This window comes from Blautia sp. MSK20_18, assembly GCF_020553125.1.
Taxonomy (GTDB): domain Bacteria; phylum Bacillota; class Clostridia; order Lachnospirales; family Lachnospiraceae; genus Blautia_A; species Blautia_A fusiformis.
Genome location: NZ_JAJCGR010000005.1, coordinates 37,866 through 62,052 on the forward strand (window position 1 = coordinate 37,866; position 24,187 = coordinate 62,052).

A 24,187-nucleotide genomic window follows, 5' to 3' on the forward strand; every position below is an offset into this window, starting at 1 on the left:
TATGAGATTTGCGGAGAATAACAGGATTTCCCACAAACAGCTTTTTCGGCAGATCATACTGGTGTTTCCGGCGCCGTTTCTGCTGTGTCTGTTTAAGAATGGAGCGATGTTGGGCATCAGTGCCATGGCAGGGACAGCTGCTGCGGCCGTAGTGCTCTCCTTTTATGTGATCTGGCTGATACGTCTGACACCTGTATATGGAGAGCTTTCCAAAAGGACAGGAAGTTTTACTGTACGATTTATTGGCCTGTTCTTTTTGGTATATGTGATCGCAAGTTCGGCATTTCTTTCGGGCCTTCTGGGGGAGGTGATCCCGGAAAGTCTGATCAGCGGGATTTCCGGAAAATGGCTGTCTCTTCTTGCAGTTGCAGCCTGTAGTCTGGGAACGCATCGCGGAATGCAGAGAAGAGGGCGGATCGCTGAGGTGTCCGGAAGGATTTTTCTGGCAGGGATCCTTCTTCTGATGCTTTTATGTGCAGGGCAGGGAAAAACAGAGTACTTTATGGAAGTGATGAAAGATCCGGAAACAGGATTTACAGGAGAGCGATGGCTCCGTGATCTGTATACACTTTTGTGTGCTTTTTCAGGAGCAGGACTTCTTCCCTTCGGGCTGGAGTATGCAAAAAAACAGGGAAGTGCCAGAAAACCTGTGATCCTGGCTTTTCTTACAGTTTGCGGGATCATTTTTGGAATGCAGCTCCTTCTTCCGGCAGTCTTTGGAGGTGCACGCCTTAAAAACGAGATCTGTCCGGTACTGCCTCTTCTGGAGGGGGCAGATCTTCCAGGAAACGTACTGGCGAGATTTGATGTGATATGGATGGGGTTTCTGGTATTCGGACTTTTGTTTTCTATGGGAAGTTTGTTTCATTACGGAAATCAGATCGCGGAAAAAACCGGATTCGGGACCGGTCGGTACTGGATCCCGGCAGCAGGCTGGCTGCTTTCCCTGTATGAGAGAAACGGGATGGGGATCCGGGAGTATTATGGCTGGTATCTGGGGTACATCTTTGTGCCGTTTCTGCTTGTGATACAGCTTTTTCTCAGTACGGAAAACCGGGGAAGACGGAAGAAAAAAGTAACTGTGGCAGGACTTGTCCTGGTCATCACTTTGACGGGATCAGGCTGTGCGGCAGTAGAACCGGAAAAAAGAGCTTATCCGCTGGCACTGGGGGCCGGTGTTTCAGAGAATGGCTTTGTGCTGAAATATGCAATGCCGGATATGAGTACAGCTACCGGACAGGAAAAACCGGACGAAGATCCGATTTCTGTGCTGACTCTTTCCGGCCGGGACTTTCAGGAGATCGAGGCAGTTTACAACCGGTCTCAGGAAAAATTTCTGGATCTGGGTCATCTTGAAGTGCTGATCCTGGATGAACAGATCCTGGAAGAGGGATCCCGGGAAGCATTGATCGGATATCTGAAGCAGGAAGAGCATATCGGAGAGGATGTCTACGTGTTCCGGACGGATATGCTGGGAGATGTTTTTCACTGGAAGGGAGCCCGGGAAAGCTCCATAGGGGAATACCTTCAGGGAATCCAGGAGAACCGCACATCCGGGCAGCAGAAGAAGGGTGTGACTCTGCGGGAGGTATATCATCAGTTCTGTCAGGATGGAACGCTGCCCTGGCTTCCGGAGATATGGGTGGAAGGTGAGCTTCTGGAAGTGGATTACGGCAGTAATGAATAGATGGGAGCCGGACTGTTAATAATACAGATGATGATCAGTACGATAAATCGTACAGTATATCTCTGGATAAGATCATCAGAAGATTTTTGACAGGAGGGCTTGCTCATGGAGCATATAAAAATGAAGAAGCATGTATTAAAAAAAGCAGGAGGGTTCCTTTTGCTCACGGCAGTGATCCTTGCAGGGAGTACCTGGGAGAGAAGAACTGCCGGTGATCGGCAGCCACAGTTTTATGCCTGGTGGGGAACGATCTACCCGGAATTCTGCTTTGAAAAAGCAGAGGACAACGGGGAAAATAAGCCGGTGAAGATATCCTTCTGGCTTGCGCAAGCCCTGGATTGGTGATACAATATTTCAACGGACCAATCACGTTCGATTAATTATTTCAGGAGATAAGATCAATGAATATAGACAGAAACGCACCGGTGGGTGTGTTTGATTCCGGTATCGGAGGACTGACAGTAGCCCGGGAGATCATGCGCAATCTCCCATCGGAAAAAATCGTATATTTCGGAGACACAGCCAGAGTTCCCTATGGAAGCAAATCCAGAGAAACGGTGATCCGTTATTCCCGCCAGATCATTCATTTTTTGCAGGAACAGAAGGTGAAGGCCATTGTGGTGGCCTGTAATACAGCCAGTGCATTTGCTCTGGATGCGGTGAAGGATGAACTGGATATCCCGATCCTTGGAGTGATCGAGGCCGGTGCCAAAGTTGCTGCCCAGGAAACCAGAAATAAACGGGTGGGCATTATCGGAACGGTGGGCACGGTAGGAAGTGGTATCCATGCCTCTTATCTGAAGGAACTGGATCCGGAGATCACCGTGATCGGAAAAGCGTGCCCGCTGTTTGTTCCACTGGTAGAAGAGGGCTGGTATCATGATCCGGTCACCGAGGAGGTTGCCAGAAGATATCTGAAGGAGCTGCAGGAGCAGGAGATCGATACACTGATCCTCGGATGTACACACTATCCTCTTTTAAGATCTACCATTCGCAAGATCATGGGTGAGGAGGTCTGCCTTGTGAATCCTGCATATGAGACGGCGCTGGAGCTTAAAAAGCTGCTCTCCAGACTGGATCTTGCCAGCAATGAGGTAGCACAGGAGGAATTCCCGTATCGCTTTTATGTAAGTGATCTTGCAGAGAAGTTTAAGGATTTTGCCAATTCTATCCTGCCGTATAACGTAGAAAAAACACAGAAGATCGATATCGAAAAATATTAAACAGATCTGTACATAAATGATAGGAGAAAAGAATGCAGAAAGAAGTTTTGATCCATGTAAGAGGGCTTCAGATGATGGATGCACAGGGGGATCAGGAACCTATAGAGATCATTGTTCCGGGACAGTATTATTTCCGCAATGGTTCTCATTATCTCAGATATGAGGAACTGCTGGATGAAACAGCAGAACCCACCATCAATTACATAAAAGTATCCGGAAAGGGTCTGGAAGTCAGCAAGAAGGGACTGGTCAATGTACACATGGTATTTGAACGGGGCAAAAAAAACATGACCTATTATACTACCCCTTACGGAACACTTCAGATGGGAATCTCAGCTACGAATCTGGAGCTGACGGAAAGCGAAGAGAACCTTCAGATCAAAGCAGATTATGCGCTGGATATGAATGAAGAACATGTGGCAGACTGCTATCTGGCGATCCAGGTACAGCCAAGAGACTGCAAGGATTTTGTTTTATAGATCCTGCAGAAAATAAAAGATATATAATTACACTACATAAGAACAGCCGCCATGTATCAGGGGAATTCCTGAAAGCATGGCGGCTGTTTTGGATTCTGATCATTTACGAAATCTTGCGAGGAAGCCTTTTTTCTTCTTCTGTGGTGCTTCGAGAGAACCACGGATTCCTTTTACGCCAACGATGTAAAGACCGCTGACTTCAGCTTTGATCTCTTTTTTGACCGGGATCAGATCAAAAACTTTTTCATCTGCAATAAGGATGTTGATCTTCGGACCGACTTTGGCTTTTACGATCGGAAGCTTGGACCGGCGCATAAGCTTAGGTGTCTGGTCGATGACCATCTGTGGAAGTCCGGAATCTTTCAGCGGCATCCGTTTTTTATCGATGACCAGCATGGAAACTGTCTGTTTGTTAGCCTGGATCTGAGCCTGCTGTTCGTCCTGTTTTTTCTGAGCTTTTTTTCCGAAGAAATAGAGTGCGATCACTGCTGCGATCAGAATAACGAGGATGACCAGAAGAACGATGGTAACTGTACTCATTTGAGAATCCCCCTGTATATATATTTGTTTCGCAATCGGTTACATTACGCAAACAACATTTTAGCATTGTTTCGTCAAAAAGGCAATTAAAAAAGTGAAAAAGACAGGTGGAACGGTGGAAATTTCAGCAGTTACCAGTTATAATGATTACGATGCAGTTCATCTGTGTATGCTGCAGAGAATACAGGACATAACTATCTTTGAGCTAACATATGTAATGGATAAACCAGAGATGGAGGAAATATTATATGAAAGAGAAAAAGCCCGGGGGAACCCGACCGGAAATGGGGACTCCTGAGTACGAAGAATGGCGGAAAGAGGTATTGAAACGCCGCAGAAAGCGCCAGCTGAAGGAACGCAGAAAACGTCTGGCCATCATAACAGCGGCAATGATCGTCGCAGTCGGGGCATCAGTAGGAGTCGGTGCACTGAAGGGCAGAAGTGAGAAGGCTTCAAAAGAGAAGATGGTTTCTTCTGACAAACAGAAAGAACAGACTGTTTCCGGAGAAAAAGCTTTAGAAGCAGGTACTAAAAATATAGAGACCGCTTCCAAAGATACTCTCGCAGAGGCAGAGCTTCTGGCCAGTCAGTATAACTATGACAAAGCTATCGATCTTCTGAAAAAGGCTCCGTCCTATGATTCGGATAAGAAGATGCAGGCAGCTGCAAAAAAATACGAAGACATAAAAGCAACCTGTACGGCATGGCCCCTTGAAAAGGTGACACATGTCTTTTATCATATTCTGATCAAGGATCCATCCAAAGCGTTTGACGGAGACTACAAAGAAGCAGATTATAATCAGGTCATGACAACCATTGATGAGTTTAACAAGATCACGCAGACCATGTATGACAAGGGCTATGTGATGGTAAGCATCAAGGACATGGCAAAGGCAGACGACAACGGGAACATCACAGAGGGAGAGATCCTTCTTCCGCCTGGGAAAACGCCGTTTGTCCTCTCACAGGATGATGTATGCTATTATCATTACATGGACGGTGACGGCTATGCCACGAAGCTGATCGTGGATGATAAAGGAAAGATCCGCAATGAATATGTGGAAGATGACGGAAGTGTCTCCGTGGGAGATTACGACATGGTTCCGCTGATCGACCGTTTTGTGGAAAAGCATCCGGATTTTTCATACCGCGGTGCAAAAGGAATCCTGGCACTTACCGGATACAACGGGATCCTGGGATACCGGACCGACGAAAGCTATGAGACCCGTCCGGCAGATCTGGATGAAAATAAAGTACAGTGGCTGGATGCACATCCGGATTTCAGCCTGGAAAAAGAACGGGCAGCCGCAAAAAAGGTTGCCGATGCCATGAAGGCAGAAGGCTGGGAATTTGCGAGCCATACCTGGGGACATCAGAATGTGGGACAGGTCACACTGGAGAAGCTTCAGGCAGACACCGAACGTTTCAAGAAAAATGTAGATCCGCTGATTGGGGGAACGGATGTTATCATTTTTGCTTTTGGAACCGACATTACCAATGACCAGGAGTATTCCGGGGATAAATTCGAATATCTGAAGGGGCAGGGATATAATTATTACTGCAACGTGGATTCCAGCCAGTATTATGTACAGATCCGGGATCGGTACTTCCGTCAGGGAAGACGGAATCTGGATGGATACCGTATGTATTATAACCCGGAACTGTTATCCGATCTTTTTGACGTAAAAGATGTTTTTGATCCGGCAAGACCGACACCGGTACCGCCGATGTAACGGTCATATCCGGAGATACGAGGGGACTTTTAGAAAGGGGCATATATATTATTATGAAGAAAAAAATTGCAGGTGTACTGACAACAGTGCTTGCGGCGTCACTTCTTGTGGGCGGAAACCATCCGGTCACTGTTCAGGTGGACAATATGATCTCCGGGACACAGGATGACGAGGATACACAGTCTGATGAAGCGGAAGCAGAAGCTGCAGAAGCCGAAGAAGAACAGTCCGAAGAAGCCAAAGTAGCAGCGGATCCGGAGGACCAGCCGGCAGCTACCGAGACACCGAAGGAAGAAAAAAAGGCAGAAAAAGAAACACAGAAAAGGGAAGCTGTCGAGAACAGCTCCGACAGTACTTCCTCAGACGAAAAAACACTTCTCAAAAAAGCCAAAAAACTGGCACAGCAATATGATTACACCGGCGCGATCTCCGTGCTGAAAAACAACTGGAAATTTGCTACCAGTGACAAGATGCAGGAAGCAGCAGCAGCCTACATGAAAAAAAGAGATGCCTGTGTGGAATATCCACTTGAGAATATCACCCATGTATTTTTTCATTCCCTGATCGTGAATACCTCACTGGCCTTTGACGGAGATTCCGATGAGGCCGGATATAATCAGATGATGACCACAGTCAGCGAGTTCAAAAAAATGCTCCAGATCATGTATGATAAGGGTTACGTACTGGTGAGTCCTCATGATATGGCTGTGATCAATGATGACGGAACCATGAGCAGGGGAAAGATCATGCTGCCGGAAGGCAAGATTCCTTTTGTTCTTTCAGAGGATGACGTCAGCTACTATCATTATATGGACGGAGACGGATTTGCCACAAAGCTGGTGATCGACGACAACGGAGATATCAAATGCGAGTATAAGAAGGCAGACGGTACAGTTGTGACCGGAGATTACGATGTGGTGCCGATCCTGGATTCCTTTATCAAAGAACATCCGGATTTTTCCTATCATGGAAGAAAGGGTATTCTGGCAATGACCGGTTATAATGGTGTTCTGGGCTACCGTACAGATGGGGCATATAAGACCAAGAAGAATCTTCAGGATGACCAGAAGGCTTTTCTCAAGGCCAATCCGGATTTTGACTATGATAAAGAAGTAAAAGCAGCCAAAAAAGTGGCGAAGGCCATGAAAAAGGACGGGTGGGAATTTGCAAGCCATACCTGGGGTCACAGAAACGCTACAAGCTCCACAGCAGCGGAGTTGAAGACCGATAATAAAAAATGGGAAAAATATGTGGCACCCATCCTCGGAAAAACCGATATGATCATTTTTGCCTTTGGTGCGGATATCGGCGACTGGGAAGGATACACCTCGGATAATGAGAAGTATGAGTATTACAAAAGCCGTGGCTACCGCTATTTCTGCAATGTAGATTCCAGTCAGTATTTTGTGCAGATCACAAGTGAATATTTCCGTCAGGGAAGACGGAATCTGGATGGATACAGAATGTATTACAATCCGGATATGCTCAGTGACCTGTTTGATGTATCGGAGGTGTGGGATTCTTCCAGACCGACACCGGTACCGGAAATGTAAGACAGCAAACACACTTTACAAATCTGTATAAAAAAAGATTATAATCGAACCGACAGTACTTGATGAAGGGAGTAGGTTATGAAGAAAAAAGCATATCTCATGGTTCTTGCACTGTGTGCGGCACTGGCGATCACTGCATGTGGCACATCAACAGACCAGAAAGATGACAAAAAACCTGCAGCAGAAGCGCAGGATACAACAGATAAAGAAGATTCCGGATCTGCAGATTCCAAAGAGTCAGAAGAAACGGATTCTAATAAAGACAGCGAAGAGGCAGCCTCCGGAGACACAAGGCTTGTTTCCGTGGATGATGTGAGCAAATATGTGACCATCGGAGAATATAAGGGGCTGACTCTTGATAACACAGTAGAAGCCGTAACCGATGATATGGTTGACGGAAGGATCAAGGAAGAACTTCAGAACAAGGCTGAGGAAGTAACGGAAGGCAGTGTTCAGAACGGAGATGTGGTTACCATTAATTATGTGGGAACCAAGGACGGAGTGGCTTTTGACGGCGGTACTGCAAATAATTATGAGCTGACCATAGGCTCCGGAACGTTTATCGACGGATTTGAGGACGGGATCATCGGAATGAAAAAAGGTGAGACTAAGGATCTCGATCTGACTTTCCCGAAGGAATACTCTTCGGAAGAGCTGGCCGGACAGGAAGTGGTATTTAAGGTCACTCTGCAGAGCTTTAAGCGTGCACCTGAGCTTACCGATACCTGGGTAGCCAAGAATACAGACTGTAAGAGTGTGGATGATTACAAGAAGGAAATCCGTACTACACTGGAGGATGAAGCGAAGACAAGTGCACAGAACACATTGCGTGAAACTGCATGGAACACAGTGCTCTCAGCATCTGAAGTGAAGGAATATCCACAGGAGGATTTGGATACAGCCAAGACAGAGTTTCGCAGTCTGTATGAGAATTATGCAAAACAGGGTGATATGACGCTGGAGGATTTTGTAAAAGCTCAGGGAATTTCCATGGATGATTTTGAGGAGCAGAGCGGTCAGTATGCGGAGTTTAAAGTAAAGCAGAACCTGATCGTACAGGGGATCATGGATGCGGAGAATATGACACTTGAAGATAAAAAATCTCTCAGTATCCAGGATGAACTGATCAAAGCATACAGTGTGAAGGATCTGGCTGCGCTGGTAGATAAATACGGACAGGCAGCCGTGGATGAATCCATCGGACTTCTCAGAGTGGAAGATTTTATCCTGGACAATGCAACGGTTGAGGAGAAGGTTTCTGCCGGTGATACCCAGGGAGTAAACGGAGATGATCCTTCCTCGGACGGAAGCAGTGCGGAAGGTACCGTGGATGAAGAGCTGGAAGCGGCAGAGGCTACAGATATGGTGCCGGAAGACGGCGAGGCGGATCAGGATGCAGACAGCAGCACATCGGATGCAGCGGGGCAGGAGTGATCTGACAGTATCAGCAGCTAAAAAAGTGTGGTGCCCGGAATGTGTTCCGGGTACCATTTTTTTTACATGTGCATCGCGAAGTGTGTTACTGAGAACGGAGTGAACAGTAACAAATTAAGAGATTCTTTCGGGAATTTCCATTGTATTTAAGCGTTAAATGCGGTATGATTAAAGACAGACATTAAATATCAAAGAAAGATATGAGTATATAAACGGGGATGTAAAAAATGGACAAAAGAGTTTTGCGTGAGAGGATGCGCAGAAAACAGCAGCAGTTAAGACGGCGGCGGATGATGAAGCGGATAACCTGTGTAGTTGCGGCGATTCTTCTGCTGGTTTTTGTTGTTCGAGGGGTAATTCTTCCCATCGTCAACCATGCAGGCGGCGGAAGCAATAAGGATGCGGAGACAGTAAATGTCCAGGCAAATACCGCCGGAGCTTCCACAGGCAGCAGTACGAAGGACGGTACGGCATCGACGGATACGGCTGCTTCGGATACAGACAGCGCGGATTCCGGTACGGATGCAACGGTGATGCCGGTAAAGGGCAGTGCAGCAGGCGAAAGGCTTTCTGTTATGACTCCGGGATGGCATGAGGATTCTACAGGAAAGTGGTATCAGAATCCGGATGGTACATATTATGTAAATGGTTTTGCGGATATTGACGGAACAACATACAGCTTTGATAAAAAGGGATACATGCAGACCGGATGGGTGGAGAAAGGTGTGAAGGACTATTATTTTAATGAGGATGGCTCTTATGATCCTTCCAAGAAGCGCCCGATGATCGCTCTGACCTTTGATGATGGTCCTGGAGAGTATACAGAGACACTTCTTGATACTGTTGAGAAATACAATATCCATGTTACGTTCTTTATGCTGGGACAGAATGTGGAGGGCCGTGAATCTACCATACAGCGAATGGTAAAGCTTGGCTGCGAGATCGGTAACCATACCTGGGATCATCCGGAACAGACGCTGCCGAATATGGATCTGGATTCTGTTATGCAGGAGTTCCAGAAGACGGATGATGCACTGGTAAAAGCCTGTGGGCAGGCATCAACGGTATGTCGTGCACCGTATGGCGCGATCACAGATGAGCAGATGAGTGCAGTTGGCAAGCCTTTCTTCATGTGGTCTACGGATTCTCTGGACTGGAAGCTGATGGATGCGGATGCAGATTATAACCAGATCATGAATGATTCCTCACTGGGAGACGGTTCTATCATCCTGATGCATGATATTCATGAACCATCTGTGAAGTGTGCCACAGAGAAGCTGATCCCGGCACTGATCGACCAGGGATATAAGCTTGTAACAGTCAGCGAGCTTGCAGAAGCAAAGGATGTTACGTTACAGAGTGCTTCCTATTCTGACTTCTGGGACAGCTCTCTTCAGGCTGGTCGTGTTGCAGGATATGCAGGAAATTCCAGCGATTCAGAGGATTCCTCAGAGGATGGCTCCGATGGAAGCGATTCTTCTGACGGATCTGATGTCAGTGACGGATCTTCCGATGAAGGGGACTATTCCGATGGTTCTGACGAAAGTGATTCTTCGGATGGATCTTCCGATGATGGAAGCTATGATGATGGTTCCTACGACGAATCTTATGACGATGGAAGCGAAGAATATTAAAAAATAACAGGAGAGACCTGAATGACAAAATGTGTGTCATTCAGGTCTCTTTTTTGACTTTATCTGACACTGTCGGATAATAGACACATATTAGCCGGAGAGGGTTTTTCCTTGACTGAAAATATGGGGATTGGTATAATTATAGAATAAAAAATTCCACTTAAAATTGGGGAATGGACGGTGGCAGAACTATAAAGGGAGGTACCTGAAAATGGGAAAGAAATTACAATTTACGGAGCTTGACCAGTATCTGTTTGGTCAGGGCACGAATTATGATATTTACAGGAAGCTGGGAGCACATCCAGATACGCAGAACCGGAAAAAAGGGGTTTATTTTGCAGTGTGGGCACCTAATGCACAGGCGGTTTCTGTTATAGGTGAATTCAACGAATGGGATACGGAGAAGAATCCCATGAAAAAAGTTGGACCCATTGGCGTTTATGAGACATTTGTACCGGGAGCGAAGATCGGACAGCTGTATAAATTTTACATTACAGGTGCACATGGTGAGGAGCTTTACAAGGCAGATCCATATGCCAATGCCGCTGAAATGCGTCCCGGAACAGCTTCTCGTATTACAGATATCACCAACTATAAATGGAAAGATGATACCTGGATGAAAAATCGCGAGAACTTTGATCCGGACACAGGTGCCATGTCTATCTATGAGGTGCATCCGGGTTCCTGGATGAAGCATCCGCAGACAGCAGAGGATGAGGATGGTTTCTATTCCTACAGAGAACTGGCGCCGAAGCTTGCACAGTATGTCAAAAAAATGGGATACACCCATGTGGAGCTTATGGGTATCGCAGAGCATCCTTTTGACGGTTCCTGGGGCTATCAGGTAACCGGCTATTACGCACCGACTTCCCGCTACGGAACACCGCAGGATTTCAAATATCTGGTGGATTATCTTCACCGTCAGAAAATCGGTATCATTCTTGACTGGGTACCGGCACATTTTCCGAAGGATGCACACGGACTGGTTAACTTTGACGGAACTGCTGTATATGAGCATGCAGATCCGAGACAGGGTGAGCATCCGGATTGGGGAACCAAGATCTACAATTACGGACGTCCGGAGGTGAAGAATTTCCTGATCGCAAACGCTCTTTACTGGGTAGAGGAATGCCACGTTGATGGTCTTCGTGTAGATGCGGTTGCATCCATGCTCTACCTGGATTACGGTAAGAAAGACGGTGAGTGGATCGCCAATAAATACGGCGGAAACAAGAATCTGGAGGCTATTGAATTTTTTAAGCATCTGAATACCGTTGTTCTCGGAAGAAATCATGGAACTGTCATGATCGCAGAGGAATCTACCGCATGGCCGATGGTAACAGGTAAGGCAGAAGACGACGGGCTTGGATTCTCTCTGAAGTGGAATATGGGCTGGATGAACGACTTCCTGGAATACATGAAGCTAGATCCATATTTCCGTAAATTTAATCATAATAAGATGACATTTTCTATGACTTATGCATACAGTGAGAAATATGTTCTGGTTCTGTCTCATGATGAGGTAGTACATCTGAAGTGTTCTATGCTGGAGAAGATGCCAGGAGAGCTGGATGATAAATTCAAGAACCTGAAGGCCGGATATACTTTTATGTTCGGGCATCCGGGTAAGAAGCTTCTGTTTATGGGACAGGATTTCGGACAGCTGCGTGAGTGGAGTGAGGCCAGAGAGCTTGACTGGTATCTTCTTGGCGAGGAAAATCATCAGAAGCTGCAGCAGTATGTCAGTGATCTTCTGCATATCTACCGCAAATATCCGGCACTTTACGGTGCAGATAATGATCCATCTGCATTTGAGTGGATCAATGCCAACGATGGCGACAGAAGTATCTTCAGCTTTGTGAGAAAATCTCCTACAAGACGTAATAATATCCTGATAGTATGCAACTTTACACCGGTAGCACGTCCGGATTACCGTGTAGGCGTTCCGAAGAAAAAACAGTACAAGCTGATCATGGATGAGCAGGGGCTTCTTCCGAAGGGCAAGGTATTTAAAGCCGAAAAGAAAAATTGTGACAACCGGGAATTTTCTTTTGCATATCCGTTGGAAGCTTATGGAGTTGGTATATTTACATACTGATATTCTGTATAGCGAAATCTTTGAAAGAAAATATAAAAGATAAAATAAAAATACCGGAGATCTGTGTACCTTTGAAGTGTTGGCTTCAGAGGTGCCGGATCTCCGGTATTTTATGGATCTGGGTATAAACTGGTTACGAAAAGTTATCGCTATTCTTCGCTATCATCGTAGGAACCATCATCGTAGGAACCATCATCGTAGGAACCATCATCGTAGGAACCGTCGTCGTAGGAACCGTCGTCGTAGGAACCATCATCGTAGGAACCGTCGTCGTAGGAACCATCGTCAGAGTAACTGTCGTCGTAGGAACCGTCATCCGAGGAGTCGTCTGTGCTGCCTGAGTTATTATCAGCAGAGTTAAAGTCTTCGGAAGTGATGTCAATGCCTTTATCTGCGTAATATTTTTCTGCTGTGATGGAGTCGGTATCTTCTACGACATTTCCGGATGCATCGATCATGTTCAGGTCTGTGTCAATGGTCACATCCAGGAGGTTGGTTCCTGTGGATGGAGTGACATTCATGGACATGATCTCGTTGAACTTCTTTTTCAGGTTGTCAAGAGTGAATACACCGGAGCCAATGTATGACTGTACACCGTTCTGAGATGCAAGTTCTTCTGTGTAATCGGAAAGCATATATGGTCCGAATTCACCGGCATCGCTGTTGTAATGCATGACCAGAGGTTCCACTGTAGGGGTCAGGATCTCAATTGAGGTCTTGCCGTCCTGTACGGTTTTCTGAATGGTGAATTTTGCCATTCCGCCGAGAAGTTCTTCCAGCTTCTGCTGGGTGGATACGAAATTTCCCAGAGAGTAGAAGACTACAGTTTCATTGCCTTTGTCATCAGTAAGGCGGCCATATGGCTGGAGTACATGTGGATGTCCGCCGATGATGACATTTACGCCCTGCTCCATAAGGTAGGCTGCCCACTGTTTTTCGTATTCGTTTGGCATGGTTTCGTCTTCGGTACCCCAGTGTGCTACAAAGATGATGCAGTCGGCCTGCTGTTTTGCTTTCTGGATCATGGCTGTGATCTTGTCTTTGCGGATCATGTCGATCATGTAGTCTTTTCCTTCAATGCCGCCTACGTTTGTGCCGTAGGTGTAATCCAGAAATGCGATCTTGATACCGTTTACTTCACGGATCTTGACGGTGTCGGCATCTTCCTGGGAGTCGTGGATCCCCAGAAGTGTGACATCCGGATATTTGGTTTTCCAGAAGTTCAGTGTGTCTGTGAGGAAGCCTTCTCCGAAGTCATCGATGTGGTTGTTGGCGGATTCTACTACGTTGAATCCTGCTTTTATAATGGCGTCTCCTACTTCTGTGGGTGTTGCAAAGGATGGGTAGGAGCTTACGCTGTCCTGGTCGGTTGTGAAGACGGTTTCCTGATCGATCATTTTGATGTCTGCGTCCTTGATGGCGTCTTGGATGTGGGTGTAGATCTTGTCGTAGTTCCAGTTGCTGTCAGAGGATGCGCCTGCGTCGATGAGACTCTGGTGATAGAGGTTGTCGCCTACTGCGATGACGGAGGCAGTGGTAGTTTCGGCAGTGGTGTCGGCTGCTTCCTGCTCGGCCTTGGCTTTGACTGCCGCGGCTTTTTTCTGGGCGTCTATGGCTGGTTTGCGGATGAGGCGGTAGTCCAGCTGATTGAAGAAGAGGACCAGGATCGCAAGGACGATGACGGATGCCATAAGACTTACGCGGGCATTGCTGCGTTCGCGGAAGTTCAGGGGGATGTTGTCCTTGGGATTGCGCCGGGGTTCTCTGAGGGGCTCCGGGGTGGAGCTTTTTTTGAAGACTCCTTTGAGGGAGTCGGGGATTTTGATGTTGGGTGGAAATTTCATTTATGTTTTACCTTGTCTTTCTTTGGATTTTGAATGCGATTGATTGGTGATTGTTCGCTTTGTTATTTTTGATTTTTGTTGTGTGGTTGTATTATAGCAGATTTTTATTTTGGTGGGAAGAGGGTGGTGGGGGTGAACGTACGCCCGAGCCGGGGATGCTGTCTGGTCTGCGGCTTCGTCGGGGGCTGGCTTCTAGGCTGCCGGGAATCTGCTAAAAGCGTTTTCCAAAAGTCCGAACTCGCGTCTTGCAGCCGCTCAGACAGCGGACTTTTGAAAAACAACGCAGATTTCCGCCAGCCAAGAATCAGCTCCCCTCCTGCAGAGGCAGACCAGACAGCTTCCCCGGCTCGGGCTGTGAGGTTCAAGGCGGTAGGGCTAGGGTGGCTGGGCGGGAGTTGGATGAGCCGTCAGCGCTGCGCTGGACGGCGTGGAGGAAAGGCTGAGTTTCCTTGTGGCTTGATGGGAAGGGGGTGGGCCGAGGCGCTTCGCTGTCGGCTGGGAGTGTGTCGAGGCGCTTCGTTGTCGACTGGGAGTGTGTCGAATTGTGGTGGAATTTTTGGATGGGTTTTGTGTGATTTTTTCTCTGGTGTATGGTATGGTTGGTATATCTTATAAGATCTTTTGTCTGTATGGACATTCTTGGAGCTTCGGGTTCTGAAGCGTTTTCCATTTTTTTGTTACTGTGAAGGTTCTGAAAATCCGTTTTATGGGGTTTTTATGTTTTCTTTGTATGGTATAATTTATATATCAGTAAGAGTGTTAATGAATAACAATACTATATTTGACGATGTTTTCCGGACAATGGTGGAGAAGATGACTTACCTGCTCGTTCCGCTTATCAACGAGGTGTTTCATACCTCATATCCGAAGGATGTGAAGATCGTGCATCTTCGGAATGAGCATCAGCTGGAGGACGGGGAACTGATCACGGATGCCAAGCTTTTGATCGGGGATAAGGTGTATCATATTGAGTGTCAGAGTACGGATGATACTACGATGGCGATCCGAATGTTTGAGTATGATTTTGCGATTGCTTTGGAGAGTAGGCGGAGAGTAGGACGGAAGTTTTATGTGGAGTTTCCGAGATCATGTGTAATTTATTTAAGATCTACGAAGAATACGCCGGATGTTGAGGAAGTGGAGCTGCTGCTTCCGGATGGGCAGGTGTGTGTATATCGTGTTCCGACGGTGAAGGTGGAGCGTTATACAAAGGATAGCATTTTTGAGAAGAATTTACTGATGTTACTTCCGTTTTATGTAATGAGATACGAGGAGTCGGCGCATATAATAGGTGAGGATTCTGAGAAACTACGAAGATTATTGAATAACTGTGCGTCGCATTCTCGTTACTTCAGTAGTGATGAGTTAGACGCACTATTTTTGAAAATGAACAGAACAAATGTTTGTAAACTCTTCTTGCGTATGGTATAATAAAAACATGGAGAAAAATATATTTAATATCAATAATAATGGACTTTCATATGGTAGAGGATATGTGTATTCACTGCAGTACCATCTGGTATGGTGTACAAAATATCGGAAAAAAGTTTTAAAAGATGGTATTGATGCAGAATGCAAGAGAATGCTCTATGATCTTGCAGAAGAATATAAATTTCAGATCCTGGCAATGGAGGTTATGCCGGATCATATCCATCTTCTTGTAGACTGCAGACCACAGTTTTATATCTCGGATATGATCAAGATCATGAAGGGGAACATTGCCAGGCAGATGTTTCTTGCGCATCCGGAACTGAAGAAGGAACTTTGGGGAGGGCATCTGTGGAATCCATCTTATTGTGCAGTAACTGTGAGTGACAGGAGCAGGGAACAGGTATGTTCTTATATCGAAGGGCAAAAAGAAAAACAGTAATCTGAAAGAACTCGTTTTTTATATTTGTAAGAAAGAGGAAAAAAGATGAGGACAGTATCCAGTTATGGCGTAGAACTGCGAAAACAGAATATCCCGATCCGCCAGACACTGGATATTTATCGTTCTGCGGTCAGCTGTCTGATTGAGATCTATGCCCAGGCATGGGATGAACTGGCAGTGATCACGGAACCTAAAAAACGTTTCAATACTGCAGAACATCTGGTGCATACCACAAAAAAGAATCAGGCAAGGTTTGATTTTGACCTGCGATTTCCAAAGATGCCTTCTTATCTCAGAAGGGCAGCTATCCAGCATGCCCTGGGAAGCGTATCCTCATATAAGACGAGGCTGGAACTGTGGAAAAAAATGGATAAGAAAGGCGGCACGCCGAAGCTGGTGTGTGGTAATCATGCTATGCCGGTATTTTACCGTGATGTGATGTACCGTGAAGATACTGAGGAAAAAGATGGAGCGTACCTGAAACTTTATGACGGCCATGACTGGAAATGGTTCCGTGTCGGTTTCAGCCATACAGATATGGAATATCTGAGGAAATACTGGGCGGGAAAAAGAACAGCAGCTCCCGTGCTGGAAAAAAGGCATCGTAAATACTTCCTGCGTTTTTCTTATACAGAAGAGGTGCCGCTTACAAAGGCACCTGTAAAAGAACAGATTATCTGCAGTGTGGATTTAGGAATCAATACGGATGCAGTCTGCACTATTATGCGGTCAGATGGAACTGTCCTGGGAAGAAAATTTATTGATTTTCCCAGTGAAAAAGACCGGATGTACCGTGTGCTGGGACGGATACGCAGGTTCCAGCGGGAGCATGGCTCTGCACAGGTGAAAAGCAGATGGGCTTATGCGAAGCGTCTTAACACAGAACTCGGAAGAAAGATCGCCGGAGCAGTCACAGGATATGCGGAAGAAAACCATGCGGATGTGATCGTGTTTGAGTATCTGGAAACAAAAGGAAAGATATCCGGAAGAAAGAAACAGAAGCTGCATCTGTGGAGAAAAAGGGATATCCAGAAAAGATGTGAACATCAGGCGCATCGTAGAGGGATGCGGATATCCAGGATCTGTGCGTGGAATACCAGCAGGCTTGCCTATGATGGGTCGGGAACAGTTGTCCGTGATCCAGGCAATCACAGTTTATGTACATTCCAGAATGGAAAAAGATATAACTGTGATCTTTCGGCGTCCTATAATATTGGAGCAAGATATTTTATCCGGGAACTCTTAAAACCCCTTCCGGCAACGGAAAGGTCTTTGCTGGAGGCAAAAGTCCCTTCAGTAAAGCGTAGGATCTCATGTGTATATGCGGACTTAAGAGAACTATTTTCGGAAATGGAACTCTTAAGAGCAGCATAAACACAGGCAGATATACAGCGGATTACCTGCAGTGTGGGAACCTGCCATATCTGGCATGGAAAAAGCGCATGACTGTGCATATCCTAAGCTACAGGCGTATCCGTCGATATTTAGCCTTGTCGCTTAAAGTGACTGAGGAGCATGTGACTTTAGTCGTGTGAGATCCACTAGATTAATTGTAAGGATATCAGATTACATTTTCCGAAAAGAAGAAAAAATCAAGTAGAAAGGAGTAGATGAAATTATAGGTGGAAAGGTTTTACAGCTGGAATCGGAACGCTTGTTTGAGCTGGGAGAAGCACGTGGGAAAATTATTGGAAAAGCAGAAGGAAAAGCAGAGGGAAAAGCAGAGGGAAAAGCAGAGGGCGAGGCTATTGGAGAAACGAGGATGAGGATGTTGATCAATCGTTTGATCGCGGATGGTCGAATGGATGAGATTGGGAAAATCATAGACAGTGCGGAGGCTTGCAGGGAGTTGTATAAAGAGTATGGTTTGTGAGAAATAAAGAGGATGTTTTGTTACTGGTGACAAATGTCAGATTTTTACAGAAGAGAGGATATAAACATGGGTGTTTACAGGCGTAAGGCACAGTATCATGAGACGGATCAGATGGGGATCATCCATCATTCCAATTATGTGAAATGGATGGAAGAAGCCCGGATCGATTTCATGAAGGAGTTGGGCTTTGGTTATGGTGAGGTGGAGAAGCGGGGGATTGTTTCTCCGGTTGCAGGGATTTCGGTTTCTTATAAGAAGCCGGTGCTTTTTGATGATGTAGTTGGGATTTCGGTTTCGGTGAAGAAGTACAGTGGTGTGGTTCTGGAGCTGGCTTATGAGTTTTTTAATGTGACCAGAAGTGAGGTTTGTACAGAGGCTTCCTCGAAGCATTGTTTTACCAGGAATGGGGAGCTGGTTTCTCTGAAAAAAGAGATTCCGGAACTGGATGTGCTGTTCAGAAGCTGTGTGAAGGGGGATTGAGTCTGATGGAAGTTGTGGAGATGCTTGATAATCTGAAGGAAAAGGCCCGCAGGGACCCGGCGCTTCGGGAGATGTTGCTTGCTACCCGCAGGGAGAAAGCGCCGCTGGCTGCTTTCTGTAAGAAGTGCCGGGAGCTTGGGGTTCCGGTTTATGAGATGGATCTGATTGCAGCTGGTGAGGAATTTTATGCAGCGATGAAGAGGAGTACCAATGGCGGCGGAGAGAATTCTCCGATGCTTGAGGGTGAGGATGATTTTTATGAACTGTTTTTTGCTGGGTTGGAGTGAAAAAACAGTTTCAAAATTCCGCATCAATATACTTCTCCAGCACCGGGAACTGTACACCACCGATCTTCAGTACCTGGCTGTGGAAAGCTTTCAGATCAAAGTCCTGGCCAAGGCGGTTCTGTTCGGAAGTGCGTAAGTCCAGAAGGCTTAAGTAGCCCCAGTAGTATTTCAGATAATTTCCCGGGGTTTCCAGGATATACTGGTAGATCTCGGAGACAACGGCGCTGTCTTCGATACCAAAGGCTTTCAGAAAGCTGGCGGCTTCGGCCTGAGTCCAGCCGTTGTAATGGATCTCAATGTCCAGAAGGGAGTACATGCATAAATTGATGCTTCGGTTCAGCCAGGAGATCCTAGCAAGCTCTGTGGCAGAAGGATCCTGAATATAATCGGCGGCGTACTGGTAGGCATAGGGTTCGATGTAGGTGGCCCATCCTTCTGCAAAGCCGGAGGTGCAGAGAAGATTTCGGATGTTGGAGGTTTTTTGGCGTTGGAAGGTGACAGTCTGGTAAAGATGCCCCGGGAATCCTTCATGTGCCAGTGTGGTAAAAAGCTCCAGGCCCTGGTAGCCGGCAGCCGGATTTATGTAGATCACATTGGGGGTTCCGGTATCCATAGGTGGGGTGAGATAAAAGGCGGGGCTTAGATATTCTTTCATGGAATCGTGGACTGTGCGGAGCTCAAAGGTGACATCTGTGAGAGGTGGGAAGTCTGTTTGGATCTTTTGCTGCAAGGCATTCAGCATCTGGGCAGGCTTTATTTCTCTGAAAGTGATTCCCCGGCTGAGAGTAGTCAGAAGCTCCGGGTTTTGTCGAAGTATGGTTCCTGCGATGCCGATCTCGTCGGAAAGCTGTCCGGAGAGTCGTTTTTCCATTTGCTTTACAGGAACGTAAGAGCCGGTCTGACTCTGAAGAAGATAGAGATAGTAGGCTTTTCCTCCTTTGAAATAAGTCAGGCCACGAGTGTTTTTTCCTGTGCCACGCAAAGCTTCCAGACCGGTCATAAGTTCCTGATAGGCTGGGATGACTTCTGTTTTCATAAGATTTTGGTGGGTCAGGACCAGAGCGTTCTGCTCTGAGGAAGGAAGTTTTCCATATTCGGATAGCTTTTTCTGGAAAATTTCCAGCATATAATTGTTGTCGGGATTCTGGATAAAAGCACTGCATTGTGCAAGGACCCGGTCCAGGGTAGTATCGCTCATAAAGAAGCCAGCTTCGGATTTCTTTTTTTCAAATTCCAGGATGCTCCGAAAGTATGGGCGGATGGTGGTGAGAAGAGTGAGATAGTCGGTGATATCACGATCTTCATAAAAGGCATATTCCGCCAGAAGAACCGGAAGCTGAGCCTGAATACCAAGACTTGGGCCAAGAGGCTCCTGAAGCAGATAATTGTCGCCCAGTGATTTTTCCGTGTGGTAATAGAGGAGCATGGAGTCCAGCGTCAGCTGATTTTCCGTGGAAAGGCGGCTGTAGCGGAAGGATTTCAGCTTTTTTTCGTACTGGCTGCAGATCTGGTATGTATTTTTCATATCTGTGGGGACAGTGCCAAGAGAAGCTTTTTTTCGCCGGATACCCTGTTTTTCCGGATGTGCCAGGGTATAATGGAGGGTAAGGGTGCTGCCGGAAACTTCATTTTGAAAAACTTTTCCGGAAAAGGCTTCGAATTTTCCGTTTTCTGTGATCCCGTGAGTGGAAAAATAACCGGCAGTAAGGCCGGTGAGAAGTGCCAGGATAAGAAGCAGAGTGATGATAATAGGAGATTTATTTTTCCTGATTTTAAGAGACATAAGACAGTCTTTCATTACTGTTTACAGACATATACCATGTGGAGAGTGCTGATGGTCTCGAAGCAAACAGTAACGTCCTTTCAGAGTGGCGCTTTGTTCTATCATATTGGAAAATTACGGAATCTATGATATTATGTGAGCGGAAATATACAAAAATGGAGAAATAACATGAGTGATATTTATGATCTTGCAATTTTAGGCGGAGGTCCGGCAGGGATCACGGCAGCGATCTATGCGTCCAGGGCCAGGTTAAATACCATATGGATCGATAAAAACTTTGCACCGGGAGGCCAGGTCACAGCTACCTATGCGGTGGATAATTATCCGGGAATGCCGGGGATATCGGGCATGGATCTCGGAGAAGCCTTTGGGGCGCATGCCCGGAAGCTGGGATTGGAACCGCAGCGAGAGAAGATTCTTTCCCTGGAAAATATTTCCGGAGAGATCAAGACGATTCGTACAAAAAAGCATGAATATCAGGCGAAAACTCTGATCCTTGCATTTGGGGCAGAGCACCGGAAGCTGGATATCCCGGGAGAGGATGATCTGAGCGGCCTTGGTGTTTCCTACTGCGCTACCTGTGACGGAGCTTTTTATAAGGATCGGACCGCAGTGGTAGTGGGGGGAGGAAACGTGGCAGCAGAGGATGCAGTTTTTCTTTCCGGCCTCTGTGAAAGGGTATATCTTGTTCATCGCCGTGATGCGCTTCGAGCAGATCAGGCACTTCAGGAGAAAGTCTTTGCCTGTGAGAATATAGAAATGGTGTGGGACAGTGTTCCCCTTGAGATCCTGGGACAGGATGAAGTGACCGGTCTTAAGATCCGTAATATAAAAACAAATGAAGAGAGGGAATTGACCGCAGAAGGTGTTTTCATTGCTGTGGGGATCGTTCCTAATACGACACTTGTAAAGGACCAGCTCAAGCTGGATGAAAATGGATATATCTGTGCAGGAGAAGAGGGTGTTACCAGCGCACCTGGGGTTTTTGCAGCGGGGGATATTCGTACCAAGGCACTTCGCCAGATAGTAACTGCTGTTTCAGACGGAGCCAATGCAGTGGCTTCCGCACAGAAATATCTCTGGAGGAAAGATAATGGCAACGATTAAGGAAATCGCGCAAAGAGCAGGCGTGAGTACAACAACTGTTTCCAACGTCATACATGGAAAAACAAAAAAAGTATCTCCTGCCAATATTCAGAAGATCGAGAATCTTATCCGAGAGATGGGGTATGTCCAGAAAATGGGACTGAGAGTTCTGAATAAAGAAAAATCCCAGCTGATCGCAGTTGTGATCAATTATCATAAAGACTTCAAGGATTCTATCATCGGAAATCCTTTTTATGGAAAGATCATCGGTTTTATCGAGAAATACGTGCAGGAACTGGGATATTATCTGATGCTGTATTCCGCAAAGGATACAGATAAGATATTCCAGATGGTCATGGGCTGGGATGTAGATGGTGTTATTGCCATTTCCTTCAGCAAAAGCAACTGCGAAAAAATCTATCAGCTGATCAACAAACCGATCGTTTCTATTGATGCATATGGTGAGCTTGATGCAGGCCAGGAAAACCATGTCCTGAATATCGGACTGGACGACGAAAGTGGCGGCTATCTTATGACAAAATATCTTCTGGAATGCGGCTATGAGCATATCCAGGTTTGTGCAGGCCGTGATAATGGTGTGGATCATCTTCGTTACATGGGCGCTCAGCGGGCGGCGAAGGATTTTGCAAAGAAAAAGCAGAAGGTGCAGTTTACTGCTCTTGGAATGAACTACGCCAAACGAAAAGAAAGCTATGCGTGGCTGCTCCAGCGGAAAAAACCAAAGGCCGCACTGTTTTTCCTGTCGGACCTCTATGCATTGGAGGCTATCAGCTTTTTCAGCAGTCGTGGAGTAAAGATTCCGGAGGAGATCGGAATTGCAGGATACGATAACATCAGCTATGCGGAATTTTCCGTGCCTCGTCTGACTACTATCAGCCAGAATGTGGAGCAGAAGGCGTCTCTTGCAGTGGAAATTCTGATGGAACGGATCAATGGAGTGGAAAAAGAGCGTGAAAATGAGATCATGCTTCCGGTCACGCTGATCCCCAGGAGATCTGTACAGCCGCAGCATGAGGAAAAGTAAGTCTGCAGAGAGTGTACCTGATCTGATCAGGGGGTAGATACGAGAAGTCACTGCAGAACTGTGAAAAATAGAAAATCGGGACTTTCAATATAGTAAGAGTACAGAGAATCTGATATATAAAGATATCAAAAGCCGAAATATACGGGAACTGTCAGTGTCTGACAGTCAGAGTATTTTCGGCTTTTTGTAAATTTACCTGAAATCGTAAAAGAGTTATCCTGTGTAGGTTCGTGCTGAAGATGTGGATAATAAGCATTTGCTGTTCTATGTGAAACCTGCACAAAACTATGATTTTGAACTTGTTACAATGATAGGTTATGTACATAACCTATTTACATAGCCTAACTTTGATGCTATAGTGTGAGCACAAAGGTTAGGTACATAACCAAAGGGAAAGAGTACAGAAGGAGTGAATACCAGATGAAACAGATTCTGATCGCCACACATGGAAAAATGGCCTCCGGCATTCGTTATACAGCAGAGCTGATCGTTGGAAAAATGGATGAGATTACAACCATCGACGCTTATGTGACACCGGAAGACAATGTGGAGAAAAAGTTTGAAGAATATTTCGCACAGCATGAAAACGACAGGATTTTCGTTTTTACAGATCTGATGGGAGGAAGCGTAAATCAGAAGCTTCTGGGATACAGCCAGAAAGAAAATGTTACGCTGATCACAGGAACCAACCTTCCGGTCCTGATGCAGGTCATGATGGCGGATGACGATGTGACAGAGGAGGAGATCCAGGAGTTTATCGATGATGCCAGAGAAGAGCTTCAGATGGTAGACCTTGGCGGTGGAAAGAAATCCACATCTGAAAAAAATGCTGAAGAAGATACTGCACAGGGTATCGAAAATACTGCGCAGATTTCAGAAGGTGTTGCATCGCATGCAAAAAAATCCGCACCGAAAAAAGCTCTGGCTCCCCAGTCCTATGACAATTCCACAGCAAAGATCACCGCACTTCGTGTAGATGACCGTCTGATCCACGGACAGGTTGCCATGACCTGGACCAAACAGCTGGCTGTACAGGGAATCGTGGTAGCTAACGACGAGGCAGCTAACGATAACACCCAGAAGATGGCATTGAAAATGGCCGTACCGGGCGGAATCAAATCGCTGATCAAACCGGTGGATGAAGCCATTCGTATCTTAAACAATCCGAAGGCATCCAGGATGCGTATCCTGGTTCTGACAAGAACGGTAAAGGATGCTCTGAAGATAAGACAAAGTGTTGGTGAGATCGGATTCCTCAATGTAGGAAATACCGGACGTTTCGACGGAATCGATGTTTCCGAGAAACTTGTCCTGACACCGACCATCATGCTGACAAAAGCAGAGCAGCAGGCACTGAAAGACCTGGTTGCCCTTGAACCGAAGACCTGTATGCAGCAGGTACCGAATGATGAGCAGAAGCTTGTGAAGGATGTGCTGGATAAATTAAACTGACGCATATCAAAAAGAATGAACGTAATAATTATCTGAATGCAGATCGTGGAATGTGAGTATCCACTGAATAAGTAAAACGTAACAAA

Annotated in this window: 22 protein-coding genes; 19 read left to right on the plus strand and 3 right to left on the minus strand. The window is 46.2% G+C overall.

What is annotated here, in order from left to right:
* Nucleotide 1 precedes the first annotated feature (1 nt).
* The 4 genes from LI091_RS04450 to LI091_RS04465 all read left to right on the plus strand — a co-directional run bounded on the left by LI091_RS04450 (nt 2) and on the right by LI091_RS04465 (nt 3,389).
* Nucleotides 2-1,687 (plus strand): GerAB/ArcD/ProY family transporter, encoded by a 1,686-nt coding sequence (locus tag LI091_RS04450; RefSeq protein WP_265190872.1) that lies wholly within the window; start codon nt 2-4, stop codon nt 1,685-1,687.
* A 105-nt stretch (nt 1,688-1,792) separates the two neighbouring features.
* Entirely contained in the window at nt 1,793-2,032 is a 240-nt protein-coding gene (locus LI091_RS04455) for a hypothetical protein (RefSeq protein WP_021653073.1), read from the plus strand.
* A 56-nt stretch (nt 2,033-2,088) separates the two neighbouring features.
* Nucleotides 2,089-2,910, plus strand: a complete 822-nt coding sequence (murI, locus tag LI091_RS04460; RefSeq protein ID WP_021653072.1) for a glutamate racemase — start codon at nt 2,089-2,091, stop codon at nt 2,908-2,910.
* 32 nt (nt 2,911-2,942) lie between these two features.
* Nucleotides 2,943-3,389 (plus strand): DUF1934 domain-containing protein, encoded by a 447-nt coding sequence (locus LI091_RS04465; RefSeq protein WP_265190873.1) that lies wholly within the window; start codon nt 2,943-2,945, stop codon nt 3,387-3,389.
* A 99-nt stretch (nt 3,390-3,488) separates the two neighbouring features.
* Here the strand turns inward: LI091_RS04465 and LI091_RS04470 are convergent, their stop codons facing one another.
* Nucleotides 3,489-3,929 carry a type IV pilin gene (locus LI091_RS04470; protein WP_021653070.1) on the minus strand — a complete coding sequence of 147 codons (441 nt, stop codon included), beginning with the start codon at nt 3,927-3,929 and terminating at the stop codon, nt 3,489-3,491.
* Nucleotides 3,930-4,023: 94 nt separating this feature from the next.
* On the opposite strand from LI091_RS04470, the gene LI091_RS04475 reads away from it, so the two are divergent.
* From LI091_RS04475 to glgB, 6 genes are all read left to right on the plus strand, one after another.
* Nucleotides 4,024-4,227 carry a hypothetical protein gene (locus tag LI091_RS04475; protein WP_021653069.1) on the plus strand — a complete coding sequence of 68 codons (204 nt, stop codon included), beginning with the start codon at nt 4,024-4,026 and terminating at the stop codon, nt 4,225-4,227.
* Nucleotides 4,178-5,662 (plus strand): polysaccharide deacetylase family protein, encoded by a 1,485-nt coding sequence (locus LI091_RS04480; RefSeq protein WP_330622166.1) that lies wholly within the window; start codon nt 4,178-4,180, stop codon nt 5,660-5,662. Before LI091_RS04475 ends, LI091_RS04480 begins: the two co-directional genes overlap by 50 nt.
* Nucleotides 5,663-5,715: 53 nt before the next feature.
* Complete coding sequence (locus LI091_RS04485; protein WP_265190874.1) at nt 5,716-7,215, plus strand: polysaccharide deacetylase family protein; 1,500 nt, start codon at nt 5,716-5,718, stop codon at nt 7,213-7,215.
* A gap of 78 nt (nt 7,216-7,293) precedes the next feature.
* A complete protein-coding gene (gene tig / locus LI091_RS04490; protein ID WP_022427308.1) occupies nt 7,294-8,649 on the plus strand; it encodes a trigger factor in 1,356 nt (451 codons plus the stop codon).
* A 227-nt stretch (nt 8,650-8,876) separates the two neighbouring features.
* Nucleotides 8,877-10,283 carry a polysaccharide deacetylase family protein gene (locus LI091_RS04495; protein ID WP_059086289.1) on the plus strand — a complete coding sequence of 469 codons (1,407 nt, stop codon included), beginning with the start codon at nt 8,877-8,879 and terminating at the stop codon, nt 10,281-10,283.
* A 211-nt stretch (nt 10,284-10,494) separates the two neighbouring features.
* The gene (glgB, locus tag LI091_RS04500; protein ID WP_110104071.1) at nt 10,495-12,381 is read left to right on the plus strand and encodes a 1,4-alpha-glucan branching protein GlgB; all 1,887 of its coding nucleotides are present in this window, start codon (nt 10,495-10,497) and stop codon (nt 12,379-12,381) included.
* Between the two features lie 149 nt (nt 12,382-12,530).
* On the opposite strand, the gene LI091_RS04505 is transcribed toward glgB, so the two are convergent.
* Nucleotides 12,531-14,225 (minus strand): CapA family protein, encoded by a 1,695-nt coding sequence (locus LI091_RS04505; protein ID WP_265190875.1) that lies wholly within the window; start codon nt 14,223-14,225, stop codon nt 12,531-12,533.
* Between the two features lie 762 nt (nt 14,226-14,987).
* Here LI091_RS04505 and LI091_RS04510 point away from each other — a divergent pair.
* From LI091_RS04510 to LI091_RS04535, 6 genes are all read left to right on the plus strand, one after another.
* A complete protein-coding gene (locus LI091_RS04510; protein ID WP_265190877.1) occupies nt 14,988-15,656 on the plus strand; it encodes a hypothetical protein in 669 nt (222 codons plus the stop codon).
* 7 nt (nt 15,657-15,663) lie between these two features.
* Nucleotides 15,664-16,095: an IS200/IS605 family transposase gene (tnpA, locus tag LI091_RS04515; RefSeq protein ID WP_265190878.1), complete on the plus strand. Its 432-nt coding sequence runs from the start codon at nt 15,664-15,666 to the stop codon at nt 16,093-16,095.
* 45 nt (nt 16,096-16,140) lie between these two features.
* Nucleotides 16,141-17,469, plus strand: a complete 1,329-nt coding sequence (locus LI091_RS04520; RefSeq protein WP_265190879.1) for a transposase — start codon at nt 16,141-16,143, stop codon at nt 17,467-17,469.
* A gap of 280 nt (nt 17,470-17,749) precedes the next feature.
* Nucleotides 17,750-17,968 (plus strand): hypothetical protein, encoded by a 219-nt coding sequence (locus LI091_RS04525; protein WP_110103713.1) that lies wholly within the window; start codon nt 17,750-17,752, stop codon nt 17,966-17,968.
* A gap of 66 nt (nt 17,969-18,034) precedes the next feature.
* Nucleotides 18,035-18,448, plus strand: a complete 414-nt coding sequence (locus LI091_RS04530) for an acyl-CoA thioesterase (protein ID WP_244094824.1) — start codon at nt 18,035-18,037, stop codon at nt 18,446-18,448.
* Nucleotides 18,449-18,453: 5 nt separating this feature from the next.
* On the plus strand, nt 18,454-18,735 hold the full coding sequence (locus tag LI091_RS04535; RefSeq protein WP_021651190.1) for a hypothetical protein: 282 nt from the start codon (nt 18,454-18,456) through the stop codon (nt 18,733-18,735).
* A gap of 10 nt (nt 18,736-18,745) precedes the next feature.
* Here LI091_RS04535 and LI091_RS04540 read toward each other — a convergent pair whose 3' ends face one another.
* Entirely contained in the window at nt 18,746-20,518 is a 1,773-nt protein-coding gene (locus LI091_RS04540; protein WP_244094823.1) for a DUF885 domain-containing protein, read from the minus strand.
* Nucleotides 20,519-20,686: 168 nt separating this feature from the next.
* Between LI091_RS04540 and trxB the strand changes: the two genes are divergently transcribed.
* The 3 genes from trxB (at nt 20,687) to LI091_RS04555 (ending at nt 24,101) form a co-directional block, all read left to right on the plus strand.
* Nucleotides 20,687-21,625, plus strand: coding sequence for a thioredoxin-disulfide reductase (gene trxB, locus LI091_RS04545; protein ID WP_265190880.1), 939 nt, complete (start codon nt 20,687-20,689; stop codon nt 21,623-21,625).
* Nucleotides 21,612-22,649 carry a LacI family DNA-binding transcriptional regulator gene (locus tag LI091_RS04550; protein ID WP_265190881.1) on the plus strand — a complete coding sequence of 346 codons (1,038 nt, stop codon included), beginning with the start codon at nt 21,612-21,614 and terminating at the stop codon, nt 22,647-22,649. Before trxB ends, LI091_RS04550 begins: the two co-directional genes overlap by 14 nt.
* 420 nt (nt 22,650-23,069) lie before the next feature.
* Nucleotides 23,070-24,101, plus strand: coding sequence for a PTS mannose/fructose/sorbose transporter subunit IIAB (locus LI091_RS04555; protein WP_265190882.1), 1,032 nt, complete (start codon nt 23,070-23,072; stop codon nt 24,099-24,101).
* Nucleotides 24,102-24,187: the final 86 nt, after the last annotated feature.

What these genes read in the sequence shown, in the direction of transcription:
- trxB (WP_265190880.1), top strand. Translation starts at nt 20,687, where the DNA reads ATGAGTGATATTTATGATCTTGCAATTTTAGGCGGAGGTCCGGCAGGG.
- LI091_RS04505 (WP_265190875.1), bottom strand. Translation starts at nt 14,225, where the DNA reads ATGAAATTTCCACCCAACATCAAAATCCCCGACTCCCTCAAAGGAGTC.
- LI091_RS04480 (WP_330622166.1), top strand. Translation starts at nt 4,178, where the DNA reads ATGAAAGAGAAAAAGCCCGGGGGAACCCGACCGGAAATGGGGACTCCT.
- LI091_RS04535 (WP_021651190.1), top strand. Translation starts at nt 18,454, where the DNA reads ATGGAAGTTGTGGAGATGCTTGATAATCTGAAGGAAAAGGCCCGCAGG.
- LI091_RS04485 (WP_265190874.1), top strand. Translation starts at nt 5,716, where the DNA reads ATGAAGAAAAAAATTGCAGGTGTACTGACAACAGTGCTTGCGGCGTCA.
- tnpA (WP_265190878.1), top strand. Translation starts at nt 15,664, where the DNA reads ATGGAGAAAAATATATTTAATATCAATAATAATGGACTTTCATATGGT.
- LI091_RS04550 (WP_265190881.1), top strand. Translation starts at nt 21,612, where the DNA reads ATGGCAACGATTAAGGAAATCGCGCAAAGAGCAGGCGTGAGTACAACA.
- LI091_RS04495 (WP_059086289.1), top strand. Translation starts at nt 8,877, where the DNA reads ATGGACAAAAGAGTTTTGCGTGAGAGGATGCGCAGAAAACAGCAGCAG.
- murI (WP_021653072.1), top strand. Translation starts at nt 2,089, where the DNA reads ATGAATATAGACAGAAACGCACCGGTGGGTGTGTTTGATTCCGGTATC.
- LI091_RS04540 (WP_244094823.1), bottom strand. Translation starts at nt 20,518, where the DNA reads ATGTCTCTTAAAATCAGGAAAAATAAATCTCCTATTATCATCACTCTG.
- LI091_RS04555 (WP_265190882.1), top strand. Translation starts at nt 23,070, where the DNA reads ATGAAACAGATTCTGATCGCCACACATGGAAAAATGGCCTCCGGCATT.
- LI091_RS04530 (WP_244094824.1), top strand. Translation starts at nt 18,035, where the DNA reads ATGGGTGTTTACAGGCGTAAGGCACAGTATCATGAGACGGATCAGATG.
- LI091_RS04455 (WP_021653073.1), top strand. Translation starts at nt 1,793, where the DNA reads ATGGAGCATATAAAAATGAAGAAGCATGTATTAAAAAAAGCAGGAGGG.
- glgB (WP_110104071.1), top strand. Translation starts at nt 10,495, where the DNA reads ATGGGAAAGAAATTACAATTTACGGAGCTTGACCAGTATCTGTTTGGT.
- tig (WP_022427308.1), top strand. Translation starts at nt 7,294, where the DNA reads ATGAAGAAAAAAGCATATCTCATGGTTCTTGCACTGTGTGCGGCACTG.
- LI091_RS04450 (WP_265190872.1), top strand. Translation starts at nt 2, where the DNA reads ATGAGATTTGCGGAGAATAACAGGATTTCCCACAAACAGCTTTTTCGG.
- LI091_RS04510 (WP_265190877.1), top strand. Translation starts at nt 14,988, where the DNA reads ATGAATAACAATACTATATTTGACGATGTTTTCCGGACAATGGTGGAG.
- LI091_RS04465 (WP_265190873.1), top strand. Translation starts at nt 2,943, where the DNA reads ATGCAGAAAGAAGTTTTGATCCATGTAAGAGGGCTTCAGATGATGGAT.
- LI091_RS04470 (WP_021653070.1), bottom strand. Translation starts at nt 3,929, where the DNA reads ATGAGTACAGTTACCATCGTTCTTCTGGTCATCCTCGTTATTCTGATC.
- LI091_RS04520 (WP_265190879.1), top strand. Translation starts at nt 16,141, where the DNA reads ATGAGGACAGTATCCAGTTATGGCGTAGAACTGCGAAAACAGAATATC.